General features: G+C 66.3%; 14 protein-coding genes. 9 read left to right on the forward strand and 5 right to left on the reverse strand.

Annotated features, from left to right (window positions below; all coding sequences use genetic code 11):
• Window positions 1–52 precede the first annotated feature (52 nt).
• The gene (locus ACEN98_RS23925; protein WP_413380582.1) at window positions 53–1378 is read left to right on the forward strand and encodes an IS4 family transposase; all 1326 of its coding nucleotides are present in this window, start codon (window positions 53–55) and stop codon (window positions 1376–1378) included.
• A 142-nt stretch (window positions 1379–1520) separates the two neighbouring features.
• Complete coding sequence (locus tag ACEN98_RS23930) at window positions 1521–3146, forward strand: methyl-accepting chemotaxis protein (protein WP_413387410.1); 1626 nt, start codon at window positions 1521–1523, stop codon at window positions 3144–3146.
• A gap of 60 nt (window positions 3147–3206) precedes the next feature.
• On the opposite strand, the gene ACEN98_RS23935 is transcribed toward ACEN98_RS23930, so the two are convergent.
• From ACEN98_RS23935 to prpR, 3 genes are all read right to left on the reverse strand, one after another.
• Window positions 3207–4391, reverse strand: coding sequence for a trans-sulfuration enzyme family protein (locus ACEN98_RS23935; protein WP_413387411.1), 1185 nt, complete (start codon window positions 4389–4391; stop codon window positions 3207–3209).
• Window positions 4388–5764, reverse strand: coding sequence for a pyridoxal-phosphate dependent enzyme (locus tag ACEN98_RS23940; protein WP_413387412.1), 1377 nt, complete (start codon window positions 5762–5764; stop codon window positions 4388–4390). The genes ACEN98_RS23935 and ACEN98_RS23940 overlap by 4 nt, the downstream gene beginning before the upstream one ends.
• A gap of 150 nt (window positions 5765–5914) precedes the next feature.
• Window positions 5915–7537 carry a propionate catabolism operon regulatory protein PrpR gene (gene prpR / locus ACEN98_RS23945; protein WP_413387413.1) on the reverse strand — a complete coding sequence of 541 codons (1623 nt, stop codon included), beginning with the start codon at window positions 7535–7537 and terminating at the stop codon, window positions 5915–5917.
• A 168-nt stretch (window positions 7538–7705) separates the two neighbouring features.
• Between prpR and ACEN98_RS23950 the strand changes: the two genes are divergently transcribed.
• Together ACEN98_RS23950 and ACEN98_RS23955 are read left to right on the forward strand one after the other, a co-directional pair.
• Entirely contained in the window at window positions 7706–8035 is a 330-nt protein-coding gene (locus ACEN98_RS23950; RefSeq protein WP_413340671.1) for a DUF485 domain-containing protein, read from the forward strand.
• On the forward strand, window positions 8032–9699 hold the full coding sequence (locus tag ACEN98_RS23955; protein WP_413340669.1) for a cation acetate symporter: 1668 nt from the start codon (window positions 8032–8034) through the stop codon (window positions 9697–9699). The genes ACEN98_RS23950 and ACEN98_RS23955 overlap by 4 nt, the downstream gene beginning before the upstream one ends.
• A 51-nt stretch (window positions 9700–9750) precedes the next feature.
• On the opposite strand, the gene ACEN98_RS23960 is transcribed toward ACEN98_RS23955, so the two are convergent.
• Complete coding sequence (locus ACEN98_RS23960; protein ID WP_413387414.1) at window positions 9751–10869, reverse strand: alpha/beta hydrolase; 1119 nt, start codon at window positions 10867–10869, stop codon at window positions 9751–9753.
• Between the two features lie 205 nt (window positions 10870–11074).
• On the opposite strand from ACEN98_RS23960, the gene prpB reads away from it, so the two are divergent.
• The 5 genes from prpB to ACEN98_RS23985 all read left to right on the forward strand — a co-directional run bounded on the left by prpB (window position 11075) and on the right by ACEN98_RS23985 (window position 20153).
• Window positions 11075–11980 (forward strand): methylisocitrate lyase, encoded by a 906-nt coding sequence (prpB, locus tag ACEN98_RS23965; RefSeq protein ID WP_413387415.1) that lies wholly within the window; start codon window positions 11075–11077, stop codon window positions 11978–11980.
• On the forward strand, window positions 11977–13137 hold the full coding sequence (gene prpC, locus ACEN98_RS23970; RefSeq protein WP_413387416.1) for a 2-methylcitrate synthase: 1161 nt from the start codon (window positions 11977–11979) through the stop codon (window positions 13135–13137). The genes prpB and prpC overlap by 4 nt, the downstream gene beginning before the upstream one ends.
• Window positions 13138–13271: 134 nt before the next feature.
• A complete protein-coding gene (gene acnD / locus ACEN98_RS23975) occupies window positions 13272–15872 on the forward strand; it encodes a Fe/S-dependent 2-methylisocitrate dehydratase AcnD (protein WP_413387417.1) in 2601 nt (866 codons plus the stop codon).
• Window positions 15873–15979: 107 nt separating this feature from the next.
• On the forward strand, window positions 15980–17170 hold the full coding sequence (gene prpF, locus ACEN98_RS23980) for a 2-methylaconitate cis-trans isomerase PrpF (RefSeq protein WP_413387418.1): 1191 nt from the start codon (window positions 15980–15982) through the stop codon (window positions 17168–17170).
• Between the two features lie 139 nt (window positions 17171–17309).
• Window positions 17310–20153 carry an EAL domain-containing protein gene (locus ACEN98_RS23985; RefSeq protein ID WP_413387419.1) on the forward strand — a complete coding sequence of 948 codons (2844 nt, stop codon included), beginning with the start codon at window positions 17310–17312 and terminating at the stop codon, window positions 20151–20153.
• A gap of 11 nt (window positions 20154–20164) precedes the next feature.
• Here the strand turns inward: ACEN98_RS23985 and xth are convergent, their stop codons facing one another.
• On the reverse strand, window positions 20165–20929 hold the full coding sequence (xth, locus tag ACEN98_RS23990; RefSeq protein WP_413387420.1) for an exodeoxyribonuclease III: 765 nt from the start codon (window positions 20927–20929) through the stop codon (window positions 20165–20167).
• Window positions 20930–21293 lie beyond the last annotated feature (364 nt).

Here is a 21293-nt window from a genome sequence, read left to right on the forward strand (position 1 = left end):
ATTTTTATTTAATCGTTGTAAACGCCGGGCATCGCTGTTAACCTTCGTCGCCATGTTCGACGACACTCTGCATTTTCTGGCAAATCATCTTGAGGCTCCCGACTGGGCAAGGTTGGGGGAGCATTTGCCATACGAATGGATCGAGCAGGCCGTCATGAGCACGGAAGCGACGAGTATCCGACATCGTCGCCTGCCTGCCGAGCAGGTTGTATGGCTGATGGTGGCACTGGCTTTGTATCGGCACAAATCGATCAGCGAAGTGCTGGATGATCTTGGTTTGGCGCTACCGGACGCGCAGACGCCGTTCGTCAGCAAAAGCGCTGCGGCCCAAGCGCGCCAGCGCGTCGGACCTGAGCCCTTGAAGTGGCTATTCGAGCGCTCGGCAAGGCATTGGGTGACGCAGGACAGGAAGGCTTACCTGTTCAAAGGACTGCAGCTGTTCGCCATGGACGGGACGACCTTGCGCACGCACGACACTGCGGAAAATCGCAATCACTTTGGCGCCCAGAGTTACGCCAGCGATACGGTCGCCAGCTATCCGCAAGTGCGCGGTGTCACCCTCACGTCGCTGCCCACGCACCTGGTGCATAGTGCCGCGTTCGGCCCATACTCGACCAATGAAATGCTGTACGCAAAGCAGCTTGTCGAGGCTATTCCGGATGAATCGCTGACGGTCTTTGATCGAGGCTTTCTCTCGGCCGAAATCTTGTGCGGCCTGACAGGCAGCGGCGCCGAACGGCACTACATCATTCCAGCCAAATCGAACACCAAGTGGGAAGCGCTCGAAGCCGAAAGCGACGATATGCTGGTGCGCATGCGTGTGTCGCCCCAGGCCAGGGCCAAGTGCGCAGAATTGCCCGAGTTCTGGGAAGCGCGCGCGATCACCGTCGTCGACGCACAGGCGCGCAAACGCATCCTGCTGACCTCGCTGCGCGACCGTCGTCGCTACAAGCCAAGCGATATCGCCGCCTGTTACGACAAGCGCTGGGGGATTGAAACGAGCTACCGGGAGCTCAAGCAAACGATGCTCGGCACGGCACTGACGCTGCGCTCGAAAACAACGGATGGCGTATATCAGGAAATCTGGGGAACGCTTATCGCCTACAACCTGATCCGGCTCGAGATCGCCAAGGCTGCGCTGGCGGTGAAGTGCGAGCCGACCGAGGTCAGCTTCATCCGGGCATTCCACCTGATCCAATTCGAACTGCACTGGGCCGGCGTCACGAGATCGTATGGAAAATTGCCTGCGTCGATGAGACACTTGCGGGAAAGGCTGGTTAGCCTCCTGAAAGACGAACGGCCCGGCCGCAAATGCGACCGGGCCGTCAAGGCAACGCCAAAGCGTTATGCCGTCCGGAAGGTCAAGAAGCTAGCTTAACTGAACGGCATTACGCCTCGTGCGGGCTTTTTTTTCGTCATGCCCATGTCACAAAAGAATGCATGGGTGTCACACATCGTCATTTTGTTGTCATACGGCATTTGTATCATCGGTCGCATCCCTCCCTTCCGGACATAACCCCATGCGACTCGCCCAGCTCTCCACCGGCACCAAGATCATCGGCGCCTTTGCCGTGGTGTCCCTCGCCATCGTCATCATTTCCATCGTCGCGCTGTGGCGCATGCATGCGGCCGCCGCCATCACGAACGACCTCGTCAATAACAAGCTCGCCCGCCAACAGCTGACGGCCGAGCTGCTGGGCGTCACGCGCCTGAACGGCGTGCGCGCCGTGGCCATCGCCCGCAGCGACAGCCTGGAGGCGGGCGACTACTTCCAGGCCATGCTCCAGCAGGGCGAAAAGAACGCGGCCGCGCTCGAGGCGAAGCTGGGCGCGCTGCCGGCCGTACCGGACGAGCGCGCCCTGATCGACGCCGTTGCACAGCGCAAGGCTGCCTACGTGAGCGTCCGCAAGCAGGTGTTCCAGGCGAAGGACTTCGGCAAGACGCAGGAGGTCGAGCAACTGGCGTCCGGCGAGCTGACCACGACCTTCGACGCTTACACGCAAGCCCTCGACGCGCTGCTCGCATGGCAGACCCGCGCAGCGCACGCGCTGGCGGCCACCTCCGCACAGGCATTCGCCCTCAGCCGCGTCCTGCTGCCCGCATTCGGCCTGGCCGCGCTGCTGGTCGGCTGCGCCGCCGGCTGGCTGCTCACGCGCAGCATCGTGACGCCGCTGCAGGATGCCGTCGTGCTGGCCGAGCGCGTCGCGACGGGCGACCTGTCCGCCACCATCGAGCATGCGCGCGGCGACGAGATCGGGCGCCTGTTCGATGCGCTGAACCACATGACGGACGGCGTGTCGGCCACTGTCGTGAAAGTGCTGGACAGCGCCCGCATGATCGACGGCGCGTCGGCCGAGATCGCGGCCGGCAACAGCGACCTGTCGCACCGCACGGAAGCGCAGGCGCGCAGCCTGCATGCGACCGTGCAGGCGATGGCCGACCTGACCGAGGCCGTCGAACAGAACCACGTGAATGCCCACGATGCGAACGAGCTCGCGCTGGCCGCGTCCGGCGTCGCGAAGGACGGTGCCGGCGCGGTCGGGCAGATGGTCGAGCGCATGGAGACGATCCGCCAGTCGGCCGCCCGCATCGGCGACATCACGGCGATGATCGACGGGATCGCGTTCCAGACGAATATCCTCGCGCTGAACGCGGCCGTCGAAGCGGCGCGTGCGGGCGAGCAGGGCCGCGGTTTTGCGGTCGTCGCGGGAGAAGTCCGTAACCTGGCCCAGCATTCCGCGGCGGCGGCGAAAGAAATCAAGCACCTGATCGGCGAGTCGACGCTCGCCATCGCGTCCGGGGCCGGCATCGCCAGCGCGGCGGGCGACACGATGCGCGAGATCCTCGACCGCGTGCAGCAGGTGGCCGATCTGCTGCATGCGATCGACGGCGCCAGCGCCGAGCAGGCGGCCGGCATCGCGCGCGTGCGCGGCGTCATCGCCGAGATGGACGAGGCGACGCAGCAGAATGCGGCGATGGTCGAGCAGGCCGCGGCCGCGGCGGCCACGATGCGGGCGCAGGCGGAGGAGTTGACGGACGTGGTGTCGACGTTCCGGGTGCGCGGCAATGAGGTGTCGCGACACGTGCCCGTCGAGCAGGGCGAGGATGAGTGGGGCCTTGCGCTGCCGGCACCGGCATATGCCTGAATAGCCGGCGGCCTCTACATGCCTCGTCCCTGCGCGGGGACGACGCATGTAGTGCGCGTCTTAAATCGCCGCCAGCGCCCGCGCCAGGTCCGCCCGCTGGTCCTCCACGTGCTCGATGCCGACCGACAGCCGGATCAACCCGTCGCCGATCCCCAACCTGGCCCGCTGATCCGCCGGAATGGTCGCATGCGTCATGATGGCCGGATGCTCGATCAGGCTCTCGACGCCGCCCAGGCTCTCGGCCAGCGTGAAGATCTCGCACTGCTCCAGGAAGCGGCGCGCGCCGGCGATGTCCGTGTCGAGGTCGATGGAGATGATGCCGCCGTAGCCGTGCATCTGGCGCCGCGCCAGTCCATGCTGCGGGTGCGACGTCAGGCCAGGATAGTAGACGTGGCGCACCCTGGCCTGGCCCTGCAGCCACTGCGCCAGGTCGAGCGCGTTGCTGTTGCTGCGTTCCACGCGCAAGGCCAGCGTCTTGATGCCGCGAAGGACGAGAAAACTGTCGAACGGGCCCTGGATCGCACCGACGGCATTCTGGATGAAGCCGAGGCGCTCGCGCCATGCCTGCTGGTGCGCATGGCCGCCCACGACGGCAATGCCGCCGATGACGTCCGAGTGGCCGTTCATGTACTTCGTCGTCGAGTGCACGACGATGTCGATGCCAAGTTCCAGCGGGCGCTGGTTGATGGGGCTCGCGAACGTGTTGTCGCACACCGTCATCACGCCGCGCTCGCGGCACAGTTGCGCGATCGCGTGTAGATCGGCGAGCTTGAGCATCGGGTTCGTCGGCGTCTCGACCCACACCATCTTCGTTTCCGGGCGCAGCGCGTTCGCGAGCGCGAGCGGGTCCGTCAGGTCGACGTACGTGAACTCGTGGCCGGCGCTCGCGCGGCGCACGCGCTCGAACAGCCGGTAGGTGCCGCCATACATGTCGTCGCCGGCCACGATGTGCGAGCCGGCCGGCAGCAGTTCGAGCACGGCCGCGATGGCCGCGAGGCCGGACGCGAACGCGTAGGCGGCGCCGCCGCTTTCGATGTCGGCCACGCAGCGCTCCAGCGCCCAGCGCGTCGGGTTGTGCGAGCGGCCGTAGTCCAGGCCCTTGTGCACGCCCGGGCTTTCCTGGGCAAAGGTCGACGTCGCGTAAATGGGCGGCATCACGGCGCCCGTCGTGGGGTCGGGCGCCTGGCCGCCGTGGATGACGCGCGTGGCGATGTGGCGCTGATGGGTATCGTCTGAATGGCTCACGTGAGAGTCCTGCGCAGATGGTTGAGAAGGTCGAAGCGGGTGATCAGCCCGTAGAACCGGTCGCCGTCGACGATGACGGCCGTCAGGCCGCGGTCGAGGATGTCGCGCAGCTGTTGCATGCCGGCGCTTGGGGCCAGCGTTTGCAGGTCGGACGTCATCGTGCCGGAGACCGGCGCCTTGAAGTGTTCCCTGTCGCCCGTCACGTGCAGCAGCAGGTCGGACTCGTCGATCAGGCCCACGAGCTTGCCCTTGTCGATGACGGGCATCTGCGCGAGGTCGGCGCTGCGCATGCGGTTGAAGGCGGTGAGCAGGGTGTCGGTCGGGGACACGGTGATGACTTCGCCGTCGTCGAAGCGGCGGCCGATCAGGTCGCGCAGGTCGCCCGTGCGGGGGCGGTGCAGCAGGCCCTGGTCGACCATCCAGCCGTCGCTGTACACCTTGGTCAGATAGCGCGTGCCCGTGTCGCAGACGAAGGTCACGACGCGCTTGGGCGTCGTCTGCGCGCGGCAGTAACGCAGCGCGGCCGCGAGCAGGGTGCCCGTCGACGAACCGGCCAGGATGCCTTCCTGGCGCAGCAGTTCGCGCGCCGTGTTGAAGCTCTCCTCGTCGCTGATGGAGTAGGCCGTCTTCACGCGCGACATGTCGGCGATGGACGGGATGAAGTCTTCGCCGATGCCCTCGACGGCCCAGGAGCCGGAGACGTCGCTGACCTTGCCGGTCTTGATGTAGTCGGCCAGGATCGAGCCCTGCGGATCGGCCAGCACGAATTCCAGGTCCGGCTGCACGCGCGCGAAAAAGCGCGACAGGCCCGTCAACGTGCCGGACGAACCGACGCCCACGACGATCGCATCCAGCTCGTGGCGCATCTGGTCCCAGATCTCGGGCGCCGTGGTGGTTTCGTGCGCGGTCGGGTTGGCGGGATTGTTGAACTGGTCGGCGAACCAGGCGCCGGGGATCTCGCGCGCGAGCCGCGCCGCGTAATCCTGGTAGTACTCGGGGTGACCCTTGCCGACGTCGGAGCGGGTCAGGTGGATCTCGGCGCCGAGGGCTTTCAGGTGCAGGATCTTTTCGGACGCCATCTTGTCGGGCACGACGAGCACGACGCGGTAGCCCTTGATCCGGGCGACGAGCGCGAGGCCGAGGCCCGTGTTGCCGGCCGTGGCCTCGACGACGGTGCCGCCGGGCTGCAGGCGGCCGTCGCGTTCCGCCGCCTCGATCATGGCGCGGCCGACGCGGTCCTTGATGGAGCCGCCGGGGTTCTGGGATTCGAGCTTGAGGAACAGGCGGCAGGGGCCGGTGTCCATGCGGGTGACTTCCACCATGGGGGTGTTGCCGATCAGCGAAAACAGTGCAGCTTGCGACAAGTCTTGCATATTGCCTCCGTGCGGACGGGCGGTGCGCCGCTTCATGGGCGACGCGTGCAAAAGCTGGCACCGATCGGGCGCCAGGCCGTATTAAAAAAATAATACTACGGCTTTTGATTGGCGTGTGCGTTGGGGCGCATTAAGGCAGCCCCAGGCTGATTAGCTGCCGGCTTTTAACCTGCGCCACAAGGTGGTCCGGCTGATGCCCAGGTGGCGCGCGGCCGCGTCGCGCTGGCCGTTGAAGCGCGCCAGGACGTCGGCCACGGTTTCCTGCGCCGGGGCTGCGGACGCCGGCGCGGCATTGGCCGCCAGGCCAGGGCCGGCGCCCAGCTCGGGCGCCACCGACAATAAAAATGCGGGCGTCAGCGCCTGCAGCGGCTCGGCGGCGAGGAACAGCGCCAGGCGTTCCATCAGGTTGCGCAGTTCGCGCACGTTGCCCGGCCAGGCGTACGTCTGCAACACCGGTGCGCACGCCGCGATCTCGGCCGCCAGGTTCGGATGCGGCCGGGCGCTCAGCGCGGCGAGGGCGTTCTTCAGTGCCCACTCGGCCAGTTGCGCGACGTCCTCGGGGCGGGCGCGCAGCGAGGGCAGGGCAAGGCGCAGCACGGCCAGCCGATAGAACAGGTCGGCGCGGAAGCGCCCCTCGCGCACTCTCGCTTCCAGGTCGCAATGGGTCGCACTGATCACGCGCACGTCGATGGGCACGGGCCGCGTGCCGCCCACGCGCATCACTTCGCGCTCCTCGAGCACGCGCAGCAATCGGGTCTGCAGCGCGAGCGGCATTTCGCCGATCTCGTCGAGGAACAGGGTGCCGCCGTCCGCCGCCTCGAACAGCCCCGCGTGGCCGCCGCGGCGCGCGCCCGTGAACGCGCCTTCCTCGTGGCCGAACAGTTCCGATTCCAGCAGCGACTCGGCGATCGCGCCGCAGTTGACGGCGATGAACGGCCGGTTCGCGCCGCGCCGCGGGCTTTCGCGGTGGATGGCCTGGGCGACGAGTTCCTTGCCGCTTCCCGTCTCGCCCTGGATCAGCACCGTCGCCGGCGAGCGCGCGTACAGCACGACGGTCTGGCGCAGCCGTTCCATCGCGGAGGAGTCGCCGCGCAGGTCGGCGAGGCCGCGGCGCGCGCGCCGGCTGTCGGTGGCGGCCACGCGCCGTCCGCGTCCGCTTTCGAGACGGGTGAGGCGCGCCATCTCGAGGGCGTCGTCGAACGCGCGCCGGATCGATTCGAGCGAGTACACGAACACGGGCTTGAGGCCCGCTTCCTCGGCCAGGTCGGTGATCAGGCCGGCGCCCACGATCACCTCGACCCCGGCCGCCTTCAGCTCGGCGATGCTGGCGCGCGCGTCGTCCTCCGTGACGTACGTGCGCTGTTCGACGGCGAGGCCGAACGTGGCCGCGAACTCGGCCAGTTCCGCCACGGGACGCTGGTAGTGGACGAGGCCGATGCGCGCCGACATGCGGCGTGCGCGGGACAGGGCCTGCATGACGTCGAAGCCGCTCGCCGTCGCGACGACGACCGGCACCGACACGCGTCCTTTCAGGTAGGCGGCATTGGAGCCGGCCGCGATGACGACGTCGCAGTGTTCCGTCGCCATGCGTTCGCGGATGTGGCGCGCGGCCTCGTCGAAGCCCAGGTGCAGCGGTTCGATCTGGGCCAGGTGGTCGTATTCGGGCGTGATGTGGCGGAACAGGTCGGACAGGCGCGACACGGAGACCGTCCAGATGACGGGCTTGCCGGGGCCCTGGTCCGGCGCGGGCGCGGGACGGGTGGGGTAACTCATGTTGCAAGTGTACATGAATGTGCAACGCATGTTTCAACGCGGTTTCACGCTGAAACGGTTGGGCGCAAACATTTCGGCGAGCCGTAAGAATCGGGTAAGGCGGCCCACTTAGGATCGATACCAGCCCGTCAACCTGAGCGGCGCATTACTAGAAGATTGGAGACAAAAGTGGAAGATGACATCGTCCAGCGGGTCAAAGCCGACCCGAATTACCAAAAGCTCGTCAAATCGCGCTCCAGCTACGGCTGGTTGCTGACCTGGGCCGTGATGATCGTGTATTACGGCTTCACGCTGCTGAACGCGTTCGACAAGGAGTTCATGGCCTCGAAGATCGGCGCCGGCGTCATGTCCTGGGGCGTGCCGCTGGGTCTGTTCGTGATCCTGTTCACCGTCGCGGTCACCGGCATCTACGTGCGCCGCGCCAACAGCGAATTCGACGCGCTGACCGACGCCATCCAGCGTAACGCCGCTTCGGGCAAGGAAAAGGTGCGCGCATGAAGAACACGACCCTCATGAAGAGCGCCGCCGCCGCGGCGCTGCTGGCCGCCACCGGCGCCGTCATCGCCGCGCCCGACCTGGGCCAGGCACAGAAACAGCCCACCAACTGGACCGCGATCATCATGTTCGTCGGGTTCGTGATCTTCACCCTATTCATCACGAAGTGGGCCGCCAAGCGCACCCGTTCCGCCTCCGACTTCTACACGGCCGGCGGCGGCATCACCGGCTTCCAGAACGGCCTGGCGATCGCCGGCGACTACATGTCGGCCGCATCGTTCCTCGGCATTTCCGCCGCCGTGTTCGCGAACGGCTTCGACGGCCTGATCTATGCGATCGGCTTCCTCGTCGGCTGGCCCGTCATCACGTTCCTGATGGCCGAGCGCCTGCGCAACCTGGGCCGCTTCACGTTCGCCGACGTGGCCGCCTACCGCTTCGCGCAGAAGCCGGTCCGCATGTTCGCGGCCTCGGGCACGCTCGTCACCGTGCTGTTCTACCTGATCGCGCAGATGGTCGGTGCCGGCCAGCTGATCAAGCTGCTGTTCGGCCTGGATTACTGGATCGCCGTCGTGATCGTGGGCGCGCTGATGATGGTGTACGTGCTGTTCGGCGGCATGACCGCGACGACCTGGGTGCAGATCATCAAGGCCGTGATGCTGCTGGGCGGCGCCACGTTCATGGCGTTCTCCGTGCTGGCCCTGTACAACTTCAGCCCGGAAGCGCTGTTCGCCAAGGCCGTCGAAGTGCACAGCAAGAAGGATGCGATCATGGGCCCGGGCGGCTTCATCAAGGATCCGATCTCCGGCATCTCGTTCGGCATGGCGCTGATGTTCGGTACGGCCGGCCTGCCGCACATCCTGATGCGTTTCTTCACCGTTCCGAGCGCCAAGGAGGCACGTAAATCGGTGCTGTGGGCCACCACCTGGATCGGCTACTTCTACATCCTGACCTTCATCATCGGCTTCGGCGCGATCGTGCTGGTCGGTACGAACCCGGCGTTCAAGGACGCTGCCGGCAAGCTGCTGGGCGGTAACAACATGGCGGCCGTGCACCTTGCCAACGCCGTTGGCGGCGACGTGTTCCTCGGCTTCATCTCGGCCGTCGCGTTCGCAACGATCCTGGCCGTCGTGGCCGGCCTGACGCTGTCCGGCGCCTCGGCCGTGTCGCACGACCTGTACGCCACCGTGGTCAAGAAGGGCCAGCCGGCCCCGGGCAGCGAACTGCGCGTGTCGCGGATCACGACGGTCTTCCTGGGCATTGCCGCGGTGCTGCTGGGTATCGTGTTCGAGAAGATCAACGTGGCCTTCATGGTCTCGCTGGCCTTCGCGATCGCGGCCTCGGCCAACTTCCCGGTGCTGTTCATGTCCGTCCTGTGGAGCAAGTGCACCACCCGCGGCGCGACCGTGGGCGGCTTCCTGGGCCTGGCTACCGCCGTCATCCTGACGCTGCTGTCGAAGTCCGTGTGGGTCGACGTCTTCCACAATACGCACGAGATCTTCCCGTACACGTCGCCGGCACTGTTCTCGATGACCGTCGGCTTCGTCGGCGTGTGGCTGTTCTCGGTCACCGACAAGAGCCAGCGTGCCGCCATCGACAAAGCTGGTTTCGAAGCGCAGGAAGTGCGTTCGGAAACCGGTATCGGTGCCTCCACCGCATCGGCACACTGATCGAACCCCGATCCATGCAACCCGCACGCGCCCGCGTGCGGGTTGTTGCGTTTACGGCGCCACGTCGCCGGCCTTTTCCGCGAACGGTCGCGCATACTTCACGAGCGACACGAGTGTCTTGCCCGGCTCCTCGTTGAAGATCTCGTGCGCCGAATCCTCGAACCACACGAGCTGCTTGGCCGGCGCCTTCACCTTTTCGAACCATTCTGCCGTGGCCGATGCCGATACGTTGTAGTCGTGGCGGCCGTTGAAGATGACGATGGGGCAGTCGAACTTCGTGTAGACGCTGAAGTCCTGCGCGAGCACGTCCGTCAGCATGCGGCTGGACGAGAATTCCGTGCCGTCCCACATGGTCTTCAGGTCCGCATCCGTGTATTCCGGCGCCAGCTTCGCGGCCGCGGATTCGGCGTCGGACCCGTTCCGGCCGTACACGGCGCCGCCGTAGCGGGCGAGCCATTTGCGCTGCAGGTACAGATCCTTCAGCACGAGCGGCTTGCCTGGCGCGGCGTACGGCGCGATCGATTCCAGTTCGCGGATCGCCTGCCGGTTGCCCTCGCGCTTCGCCGCATCCATCGTGTACTGCCAGCCGCGGCGTTCGCTCTCCATGCCGTCCGTGATCTGGCCGATGCCGATATACGCGTGCAGCCAGTCCGGATGGCGCTGCGCCAGCTGGATGCCCAGCGACGAGCCCCACGAATGGCCCAGCACGAAGATGCGGTCCTTGCCGAATTCCTTGCGCAGCCAGGCCACCATCTCCTCGGCGTCCGCCAGCATTTGCGCGCGCGTCATCGTGGGCGCGACCTTTGCCGGATCGTTGGCGGCATACGTCTTGCCGGCGCCGCGCTGGTCCCACTGCACGACCGTGAAGTATTCTTCCCAGCCGCGCTGGAAGTACCAGCTGGTCGGCATCGCGACGAAGCCCGGGCCGCCGTGCAGGAACAGCAGCACCGGATTGCGCCGGTCCGTGCCGCGCACGCTGATCCACTGATCGATGCCGCCGATGCGCACGGCCCGCGTCTGCTCGATGCCTTGCGGGGTGACGATGCGGCGCATGTCGGCGATGATCTTCACGGCGTCGGCCCGGCTGTCCGGGCCGGCGCCATGGGCGAGCGTGGTGATGGACAGGCCGGCCAGCAGCGCGGCGCACAGCCTGGATGAGCGTTCGAACATGGTTGTCCTTGTCGTTGTGGATAGGGTCGCGCGCAGTCTGTTCAATTTTCTTCGGCGTGTCAACGATGTTTCATTCTGAAACGCCGTGAAACATGAACTGGCGGGACGGCGTGCCCAAGTCCTTGAATATCCTGGAAATCTCCGTTGGCACGGTCCTTGCAAACCCATGGACCACCATCACAGACCGCATCACGAAAGGGTAGACATGAGCCAACAATCCGCCGGCGCCAAATTCCGCCAGGCCGTCCAGGAAGAACATCCGCTGCAGGTCATCGGCGCCATCAACGCCAATCACGCGCTGCTGGCCAGGCGGGCCGGCTACCGCGCGATCTACCTGTCGGGCGGCGGTGTCGCGGCCGGATCGCTGGGCCTGCCGGACCTCGGCATCTCCGGTCTCGAAGACGTGCTGATCGACGTGCGCCGCATCACCGACGTGTGCGACCTGCCGCTGCTCGTCGACATCGACACGGGCTTCGGCGCGTCCGCCTTCAACGTCGCCAGGAGTGTACGCTCGCTGATCAAGGCCGGCGCGGGCGCCTGCCACATCGAGGACCAGGTCGGCGCCAAGCGCTGCGGCCACCGTCCGGGCAAGGAGATCGTCAGCCAGGGCGAGATGGTCGACCGCGTGAAGGCCGCCGTCGACGCGCGCACGGACGACAACTTCGTCATCATGGCGCGCACGGACGCGCTGGCCGTCGAGGGCCTGGATAAAGCCGTCGAGCGCGCGGTCGCGTGCGTGGAGGCGGGCGCCGACATGATCTTCCCGGAAGCCATCACGAGCCTGGAGATGTACGCGCAATTCAAGCAGGCGGTCAAGGTGCCGATCCTCGCGAACATTACGGAATTCGGTTCGACGCCGCTGTTCAGCGTGGACGAGCTGCGCGGCGCCGATGTCGACATCGTGCTGTACCCGCTGTCCGCGTTCCGCGCGATGAACAAGGCCGCGGAAAACGTCTACGAAGCCATCCGCCGCGACGGCACGCAGAAGAACGTCGTCGACACCATGCAGACCCGCGCCGAACTGTACGAGCGCATCGATTACCACAGCTACGAACAGAAGCTCGACGCGCTGTTCGCACAAAATAAAACGACACAGGAGACGAAGAAATGACTGACGTGAAGACCGATACGCCCACTTTCAAACCGAAGAAATCCGTCGCGCTGTCCGGCGTCGCCGCCGGCAATACCGCGCTGTGCTCCGTGGGCCGCTCCGGCAACGACCTGCACTACCGCGGCTACGACATCCTGGACGTGGCGGGCAACAGCGAATTCGAGGAAATCGCCTACCTGCTCGTGCACGGCAAGCTGCCGAACGAGGCGGAACTGCGCGGCTACAAGGCCAAGCTGAAATCGCTGCGCGGCCTGCCGCATGCCGTGAAGGCCGCGCTGGAAGCGCTGCCGGCCGGCGCGCATCCGATGGACGTGATGCGCACGGGCGCGTCGGTGCTGGGCTGCGTGCTGCCGGAAAAGGACGACCACAACAGCGCCGGCGCGCGCGACATCGCCGACCGCCTGATGGCGTCGTTCGGCTCGATGCTGCTGTACTGGTACCACTACAGCCATAACGGCAAGCGCATCGACGTGGAGACCGATGACGATTCGATCGGCGGCCACTTCCTGCACCTGCTGCACGGCGTCGAGCCGTCCGACGAGTGGGTCAAGGCGATGCACACTTCCTTGATCCTGTATGCGGAACACGAGTTCAACGCGTCGACGTTCACCGGCCGCGTCATCGCCGGCACCGGTTCCGACATCTATTCCGCGATCACGGGCGCGATCGGCGCGCTGCGCGGTCCGAAGCACGGCGGCGCCAACGAAGTCGCGCTCGACATCCAGAAGCGCTACGAGAACGCGGACGAGGCGGAAGCGGACATCCGCAACCGCGTGGCGAACAAGGAAGTCGTCATCGGCTTCGGCCACCCGGTCTATACGATCTCCGACCCGCGCAACAAGGTGATCAAGGAAGTGGCGCGCACGCTGTCGCAAAGCGCCGGCTCGATGAAGATGTTCGACATCGCCGAGCGCCTCGAAACCGTGATGTGGGAAGTGAAAAAGATGTTCCCGAACCTCGACTGGTTCTCGGCCGTCTCGTACCACATGATGGGCGTGCCGACCGCGATGTTCACGCCGCTGTTCGTCATCTCGCGCACGTCCGGCTGGTCCGCGCACATCATCGAGCAGCGCATCGACAACAAGATCATCCGCCCGAGCGCGAACTATGTCGGGCCGGAAGACCTGACCTTCGTGCCGCTGGCCGAACGCAAGTAAACATACATGCGGCCCTAAAGCCGTCGTTCCCGCGCAGGCGGGAACCCAATCACGTCGCGTACCGGCCGACTGAAATTGGATCCCCGCCTTCGCGGGGAAGACAATGCAAGGGCCGCGGACTACGGAGTCGCAAAATGAACAGCCAATATCGCAAGCCCCTGCACGGCACCAATCTCCATTACTTCGACGCGCGCGCCGCCGTCGAGGAGATTCAGCCCGGCGCCTGGGACACCCTGCCGTACACCTCGCGCGTGCTGGCCGAAAACCTCGTGCGCCGCTGCGAACCGATGGCGCTGGTGCCGTCGCTGAAGCAGATCGTCGAGCGCAAGCGCGATCTCGATTTCCCGTGGTTTCCCGCGCGCGTCGTGTGCCACGACATCCTCGGCCAGACGGCGCTCGTCGACCTGGCCGGCCTGCGCGACGCCATCGCGCAGGAGGGCGGCAATCCGGCCCTCGTGAATCCGGTCGTGCCGACGCAGCTCGTGGTCGACCACTCGCTCGCCGTCGAATGCGGCGGCTTCGATCCGGACGCGTTCGCGAAGAACCGCGCGATCGAGGACCGCCGCAACGAAGACCGCTTCGACTTCATCGAATGGACCCGCAAGGCGTTCGAGAATGTCGACGTGATCCCGCCGGGGAACGGCATCCTCCACCAGATCAACCTGGAGCGCATGAGCCCCGTCGTGCAGGTGAAGGATGGCGTCGCATTCCCCGACACCCTCGTCGGCACGGACTCGCACACGCCGATGGTCGATGCGCTGGGCGTCATCGCGATCGGCGTCGGCGGCCTGGAAGCGGAGAGCGTCATGCTGGGCCGCGCGTCGTACATGCGCCTGCCGGATATCGTCGGCGTCGAGCTGACCGGCAAGCCGCAACCGGGAATCACCGCGACCGACATCGTACTGGCGCTGACGGAATTCCTGCGCAAGTCGAAGGTCGTCTCGGCCTACCTCGAGTTCCATGGCGAGGGCGCCGCGAATCTCACCCTGGGCGACCGCGCGACGATTTCCAACATGGCCCCGGAATACGGCGCGACCGCGGCGATGTTCGCCATCGACGAGCAGACCATCAAATACCTCAAGCTGACGGGCCGCGACGACGACCTCGTGAAACTGGTCGAGCTGTATGCGAAGGAAACGGGCCTGTGGGCGGACACGCTTTTGAACGCGCAGTACGAGCGGACACTCCATTTCGATTTGTCGACGGTCGTGCGCAACATCGCCGGCCCGTCGAATCCGCACAAGCGCGTGGCGACGTCGGAGCTGGCGCAACACGGCATCACGGGCACGGTCGAGAACGAGCCGGGCAAGATGCCGGACGGCGCCGTCATCATCGCCGCCATCACGAGCTGCACGAACACGAACAACCCGCGCAACATGGTGGCCGCGGGTCTCATCGCGCGCAACGCGAACGCGCGCGGGCTCGCGCGCAAGCCGTGGGTGAAGTCGTCGCTGGCGCCGGGTTCCAAGGCCGTGCCGCTGTACCTGGAAGAGGCGGGCCTGCTGCCGGAGCTGGAGAAACTGGGCTTCGGCGTGGTCGCCTTCGCGTGCACCACCTGCAACGGCATGTCCGGTGCGCTGGACCCGGCGATCCAGCGGGAGATCGTCGAGCGCGACCTGTACGCGACCGCGGTCCTGTCGGGCAACCGCAATTTCGACGGCCGCATCCACCCGTATGCGAAACAGGCGTTCCTCGCGTCGCCGGCGCTCGTCGTCGCGTACGCCATCGCGGGCACGATCCGCTTCGACATCGAGAAGGACGTGCTGGGTGTCGATGCCGACGGCAATCCGGTGCGCCTCGCGGACATCTGGCCGAGCGATGCGGAGATCGACGCCGTCGTCGAGCAATCGGTGAAGCCGCAGCAGTTCCGCAAGGTCTACGACATCATGTTCGCGCGCCGCGAAGGCGGCGACGATGCCGTGGCGCCGCTGTACGACTGGCGCCCGATGAGCACCTACATCCGCCGTCCGCCGTACTGGGAAGGCGCGCTCGCCGGCGCGCGCACCTTGACCGGCATGCGTCCGCTGGCGGTCCTGGGCGACAACATCACGACGGACCATTTGTCGCCGTCGAACGCGATCATGCCGGACAGCGCCGCGGGCGAATACCTCGCGAAGATGGGCCTGCCGGAAGAAGACTTCAATTCGTACGCGACGCACCGCGGCGACCACCTGACGGCGCAGCGCGCCACGTTCGCGAACCCGACGCTGAAGAACGAGATGGTGCGCAACCCGGACGGCAGCGCGCGTGCCGGGTCGCTCGCGCGCATCGAGCCGGAAGGTACCGTAACGCGCATGTGGGAAGCGATCGAGACGTACATGGAGCGCAAGCAGCCGCTGATCGTGATCGCGGGTGCCGACTATGGCCAGGGCTCGTCGCGCGACTGGGCCGCGAAGGGCGTGCGGCTGGCGGGTGTGGAAGCCATCGTGGCCGAAGGCTTCGAACGCATCCACCGCACGAACCTCGTCGGCATGGGCGTGCTGCCGCTGGAATTCCAGCCGGGCACCACGCGCCTCACCCTCGGGATCGACGGTACGGAGACGTTCGACGTCGTGGGCGAGCGCACGCCGCGCGCGACCCTCACGCTGGTCATCCATCGCCGCAGCGGCGAATCGGTCGAGGTGCCGGTGATCTGCCGTCTCGATACGGCCGAGGAAGTGTCGATCTACGAGGCGGGTGGCGTGCTGCAGCGGTTTGCGCAGGACTTCCTCGCGTCTTCCAAAGTGGCAGCATAAAACCGTCGCCCCTGCGAAGGCAGGGGCCCAATTTGCAGGCGTCTCGACGGCGCATGCAGAACTTGGGTCCCCGCCTGCGCGGGGACGACGTGTCAGGGACAACACATATGACTCACGTACCTCAAATCAAAGTTCCCGCCGTCTACATGCGCGGCGGCACCAGCAAAGGCGTGTTCTTCCGCCTCCAGGACCTGCCGCAAGCCGCGCAAGTCCCCGGCGAGGCGCGCGACAACTTCCTGCTGCGCGTGATCGGCAGCCCCGACCCGTACGCGAAGCACATCGACGGCATGGGCGGCGCCACGTCGAGCACGAGCAAGACCGTGATCGTCGCGCCGGGCACCCGTTCCGGCCACGACGTGGACTACCTGTTCGGCCAGGTCGCGATCGACAAGCCGTTCGTCGACTGGAGCGGCAACTGCGGCAACCTGTCGGCCGCGATCGGCCCCTACGCGATCGCCAACGGCTTCATCGATCCCGCGCGCATCCCGGACAACGGGACCGTCGTCGTACGCATCTGGCAGGCCAACATCGGCAAGACGATCGTCGCCCACGTGCCCATCGCGGACGGGCAGGTGCAGGAGACGGGCGACTTCGAGCTCGACGGCGTCACGTTCCCGGCGGCCGAGGTCCAACTCGAATTCATGGACCCGGCGGCCGAAGAAGGGGAGGGCGGCAGCGCGATGTTCCCGACCGGGAATCTCGTCGACGACCTCGAGGTGCCCGGTGTCGGGACGCTCAAGGCCACGCTGATCAACGCCGGCATCCCGACCGTCTTCGTGAACGCCGCCGACATCGGCTACACGGGCACGGAGCTGCAGGATGCGATCAACGGCGACCCGAAGGCGCTGGCCATGTTCGAGACGATCCGTGCCTACGGCGCCATGCGCATGGGCTTGATCGCGCACGTCGAGGAAGCCGCGCGCCGCCAGCACACGCCGAAGGTGGCCTTCGTCGCGCCGCCGGCGGCCTATGTCGCGTCGAGCGGGAAGCAGGTCGGGGCGGGCGACATCGACCTGCTCGTGCGCGCCCTGTCGATGGGCAAGCTGCACCATGCGATGATGGGCACGGCGGCCGTCGCCATCGGCACGGCGGCCGCGATCCCCGGCACGCTCGTGAGTCTCGCCGCGGGCGGAAGGGCGCACGAAGCGGTGCGATTCGGCCATCCGTCCGGCACCTTGCGCGTGGGCGCCGAGGCGCGCCAGGAGGACGGCGACTGGGTCGTCACGAAGGCCGTGATGAGCCGCAGCGCGCGCGTTTTGATGGAAGGCTGGGTACGCGTGCCGGGTGACGCGTTCTGAGACCGTTGCTGCGCCGCATCACACGCTGAATTTCATCTTTCCATAACGTTAAATTACGTTGATTTTCAGCTATCATCCATTCAAAAATCGATAAGGCGCCACGTCGGCAGGCGTACTGGACATAGGGATGGATCGGGGAATGAGCACAGCGGCCTTGGTGGCCGACGCATTGGTATTGATCGCCGCGCCGGCCTGCGCCTGCGACGGCGAGGGTACCATCTGGGCCGCGAACGCGGCGCTGGTCGAACTGGCCGGCGGCGACGTGGTGGGGCGGCCGCTGGTGTCGCTGTTCTGCCCGCGTACGGCGGCAGCGATGGCGGTCGAGATCCGCCTGTCGCAGTCCGGCGAACGCCGCTGGGACGGTTTGATCGAACACGGCACCACCGGACGGCCCGTCGAGGTACGCGCGAAGCCACTGTCTCCGGAGGGCGCCACCTTCGTCTTCGGCGACGTGCTCACGTTCGGCGACGGCCAGGCCGCGCTGCGCGGGCGCCTGCTGGAACAGGCGGCCGTCGTCGAGCATGCGCCCGTCGGCATTGCCGTCACCTTGCCGGACCTGGTCAAGTCGTGCAATCCGCGCATGGCGGAGATGCTGGGCTACGCGCCGGAAGAACTCATCAACCACAGCCCGGCGCAGGTGTTCGCCTCGCGTGCCCAGTACGACGCGTTCATCGGCGAAGCCGTCCTCGTGCTGACGACCGGCAGCCTGTTCGAAAAGAGCGAGGTGCCGCTGCGACGGCGCGACGGCAGCGCGATCTGGTGCCGCATCCGCGCCAAGGCCGTCGACATGAGCGCGCGCGAGGCGGGCACCGTGTGGATCGTGGAGGACGTCACGGACGCGCGCCAGGCGCTCACCGAGATCCAGTCGATCATGACCAATGCCACGATCGGGATCTTCTTCACGCGCGCCCGCACCATCACGCGCTACAACCACTGTTTCGGCTCGATGTTCGGCTATGCCCCCGGCGAGGTGCTGGGCCGTTCGACGCGCGTGCTGTACACCGACGATGCCGCGTTCGACGCCATGGGCCGCACCGCATACGGCGTGCTGGGGCAGGGCGGTTCGTTCAAGACCGAAACGACGATGGTGCGCCGCGACGGCACGCGGATGTGGGTGAACATGATCGGCTACGCCGTCAATCCCGAGGAACTGGGCACCGGCACGATGATCTGGATGATCGAGGACCGCACCGGCCAGAAGGCGGCCGAGGAATCGCTGCGCAACGCGCTGCTGGAGAACCAGGCGATCCTCGACAACGCCGTGCTGGGCATCGCCGTCGTCGAGAAGGGGCGGACCTTGCACTGCAACCGCAAGATGGAAGAATTGTTCGGCCACCGGGGCGGCAGCATCGAGGGACTGCCGGTGCGCGAGCTGTATCCCGACGACGCGGGCTGGATCGCCGCGCGCGAGCAGACGCGGCGCGATTTCGAGGCGGGCCGCGTGCACATGGCCGAGTACGAACTGGTGCGGCGCGACGGCAAGCGCTTCTGGGCGCGGCTGTCGGGCCGCCCGTTCGACATGGCGGACCGGGGCGGGCGCAGCGTCTGGCTGATCGACGACGTCACCGCCCAGCGCGAGGCGGCGGACGCGCTGCGCCGCGCGCGCGACGAGCTCGAAGTGCGCGTGCAGGAACGCACGGCGGAGCTGCAGGCCGAGATCGTCGAGCGGCGCCAGGCCGAGGCGCGCGTGCACCACATGGCGTATCACGACGCGCTCACGGGCCTGCCGAACCGCGCGCTGCTGTCCGACCGCCTGGACCGCGCGCTGCTGGCGGCGCGGCGCGACGGCACGAAGCTGGCCTTGCTGTTCATCGACCTGGACCGCTTCAAGACCATCAACGACTCCCTCGGCCACCTGGCGGGCGACCACCTGCTGAAGGAAGTGGCGCAGCGCCTGTGCCGCGTCGTGCGCGCCAGCGACACCGTCGCGCGCCTGGGCGGCGACGAATTCGTCGTGCTGGTGCCGGACGTGCGCGCGGCCGAGGAGTGCGGCCTCGTGGGCGACAAGATCATCGCGGCGCTGGCGGCGCCCGTCGAATTCGAAGGCCACAGCCTGCACATCTCGCCGTCGATCGGCATCTGCCTGTACCCGGACGACGGCGACGACGCGGCGGGCCTGATGCGCAAGGCCGACGCCGCGATGTACTACGCCAAGGCGGCGGGCCGCAACAATTACCAGTATTACGCGGAGCCGATGAACGCGGCGGCCGCGCGCCATTTCGAGATGGAGACGCGCCTGCGCGGCGCGCTGCTGCGCGAGGAGTTCGTGCTGTTCTACCAGCCGATCGTGGGCGTGCAGGACGGCCGCGTGCACGGCCTGGAAGTGCTGCTGCGCTGGCGCCATCCGGAGCAGGGCCTCGTGGCGCCCGACGACTTCATCCCGATCCTGGAAGAGAACGGCCTGATCGTGCCGGTCGGCGAATGGGTGATCCGGCGCGCCTGCGAACAGGCGATGGCGTGGCAGCGGGCCGGGCTGCCGGCGCTGCCGCTTGCGGTGAACCTGTCCGCGCGCCAGTTCATGCACCGGGGCCTGATCCAGTCGATCCGCGCCATCGTCGACGACACCGGCATCGAGCCGGGCCTGCTGGAATTCGAGATCACGGAGACGGCGCTGATGCAGCACGGCGGCCAGACGCTGGAGACGCTGGGCCAGATCTACCGCATGGGCATCCGCCTGTCGATCGACGACTTCGGCACCGGCTATTCGAGCCTGGCGTACCTGAAGCGCTTCCCGGTCCGCAAGATCAAGATCGATCGTGCCTTCGTGCGCGACCTCGAGACGAGCAGCGAGGACCAGGCCATCGTCGCGGCCATCATGGCGCTCGCGGGGAGCCTCGGCATGGCCGTCGTGGCGGAGGGCGTCGAGAACGAGGCGCAGCTGGCGCTGCTGCGCCGGCACGGGTGCCGGTATGCCCAGGGCTATCTGTTCGCGCGGCCGGTGGATGCGAAAGCGATTGCAGGTCTGCTGCAAGACGTTTGGTAGGGTGGGCCGTATCAAGCGAGCGTCGCGATCACCGGCGTGTGATCGGACGGCTGCTCCCACTTGCGCGGTTCGCGGTCGATGACGCACGCCTCGCAGCGCTTCGCGAGCGCCTGCGACAGCAGGATGTGGTCGATGCGCAGGCCGCGGTTGCGGCGAAACGCCATCTGGCGGTAGTCCCACCAGCTGTACTGCTTCTCGGGCTGTTCGAACAGGCGGAACGCGTCGACGAGACCGAGGCCGCACAGTTCGCGCAGCTGCTCGCGTTCCAGGTCGGAGCAGTGGATCTGGCCGGCCCACAGTGCCGGATCGTGCACGTCGCGGTCTTCGGGCGCGATGTTGTAGTCGCCCAGGATCGCGAACTGGTCGTGGATCTCGAGCTCTGCGCCGACCCAGGTGCGCAGCGCGGCCAGCCAGCCCATCTTGTAGGCGTATTTGTCGGAGCCGACGGCCTGGCCGTTCGGCACGTAGGCGCAGATGAAACGCACGCCGCCGATGGTGGCCGCGATCAGGCGCTGCTGCTCGTCCTGGTAATGCGGGTTGTTGCGCACGACGTCGGCGATGGGGAGGCGCGACAGGATCGCCACGCCGTTGTACGTCTTCTGGCCGCTGAACACGACTTCATAGCCGGCCTCGTTGATCGCGGCGACGGGGAATTTGTCGTCGGTGAGCTTGGTCTCCTGGATGCAGAGGACGTCGACGGGATTGGCGGCGAGCCACTGAAGCAGGTGCGGCAGGCGCACTTTCAGCGAGTTCACGTTCCAGGTTGCGATTTTCATGGGCTATCTTGGTACGGAGGCCGGACCGTCCGGCACAATCCGGGCAGTATCGTGTCTTTGAGTCATTCTTGCAACATAAGTTGGCCTGTGACGCCATGACACGATCGTCATTATTTGTTTCGATTGCAACAAAGATGTCGTAAAATTATTGTCCGTGGAGTAAAAAATCGTAACGACGCTGGAAAGTTGGGCCGAACTGTGACAAGATGTAACAATCACAGCAAGAGACGGGACATTTACGTATTGTCTCCTTCTCGAAAGAAAAAAATTGCAGTAGGCCAACTTTGGTTGTACTATTGGCATATTGCTCTGGAACCAAGTATTCATTAGCAATTCGTTGCATTGATCAGATGGTTGCCGTGGT

Origin of the sequence: Massilia sp. CT11-137 (assembly GCF_047302885.1) — a bacterium.
Lineage (GTDB): Bacteria > Pseudomonadota > Gammaproteobacteria > Burkholderiales > Burkholderiaceae_D > Telluria > Telluria orientalis.

Bases quoted from the DNA above. Each gene is read 5' to 3' on its own strand.
- xth (WP_413387420.1), bottom strand. From the start codon at position 20,929: ATGAAAATCGCAACCTGGAACGTGAACTCGCTGAAAGTGCGCCTGCCG.
- ACEN98_RS23960 (WP_413387414.1), bottom strand. From the start codon at position 10,869: ATGTTCGAACGCTCATCCAGGCTGTGCGCCGCGCTGCTGGCCGGCCTG.
- ACEN98_RS23940 (WP_413387412.1), bottom strand. From the start codon at position 5,764: ATGCAAGACTTGTCGCAAGCTGCACTGTTTTCGCTGATCGGCAACACC.
- ACEN98_RS23955 (WP_413340669.1), top strand. From the start codon at position 8,032: ATGAAGAACACGACCCTCATGAAGAGCGCCGCCGCCGCGGCGCTGCTG.
- prpF (WP_413387418.1), top strand. From the start codon at position 15,980: ATGACTCACGTACCTCAAATCAAAGTTCCCGCCGTCTACATGCGCGGC.
- ACEN98_RS23930 (WP_413387410.1), top strand. From the start codon at position 1,521: ATGCGACTCGCCCAGCTCTCCACCGGCACCAAGATCATCGGCGCCTTT.
- prpB (WP_413387415.1), top strand. From the start codon at position 11,075: ATGAGCCAACAATCCGCCGGCGCCAAATTCCGCCAGGCCGTCCAGGAA.
- ACEN98_RS23985 (WP_413387419.1), top strand. From the start codon at position 17,310: ATGAGCACAGCGGCCTTGGTGGCCGACGCATTGGTATTGATCGCCGCG.
- acnD (WP_413387417.1), top strand. From the start codon at position 13,272: ATGAACAGCCAATATCGCAAGCCCCTGCACGGCACCAATCTCCATTAC.
- prpR (WP_413387413.1), bottom strand. From the start codon at position 7,537: ATGAGTTACCCCACCCGTCCCGCGCCCGCGCCGGACCAGGGCCCCGGC.
- ACEN98_RS23925 (WP_413380582.1), top strand. From the start codon at position 53: ATGTTCGACGACACTCTGCATTTTCTGGCAAATCATCTTGAGGCTCCC.
- prpC (WP_413387416.1), top strand. From the start codon at position 11,977: ATGACTGACGTGAAGACCGATACGCCCACTTTCAAACCGAAGAAATCC.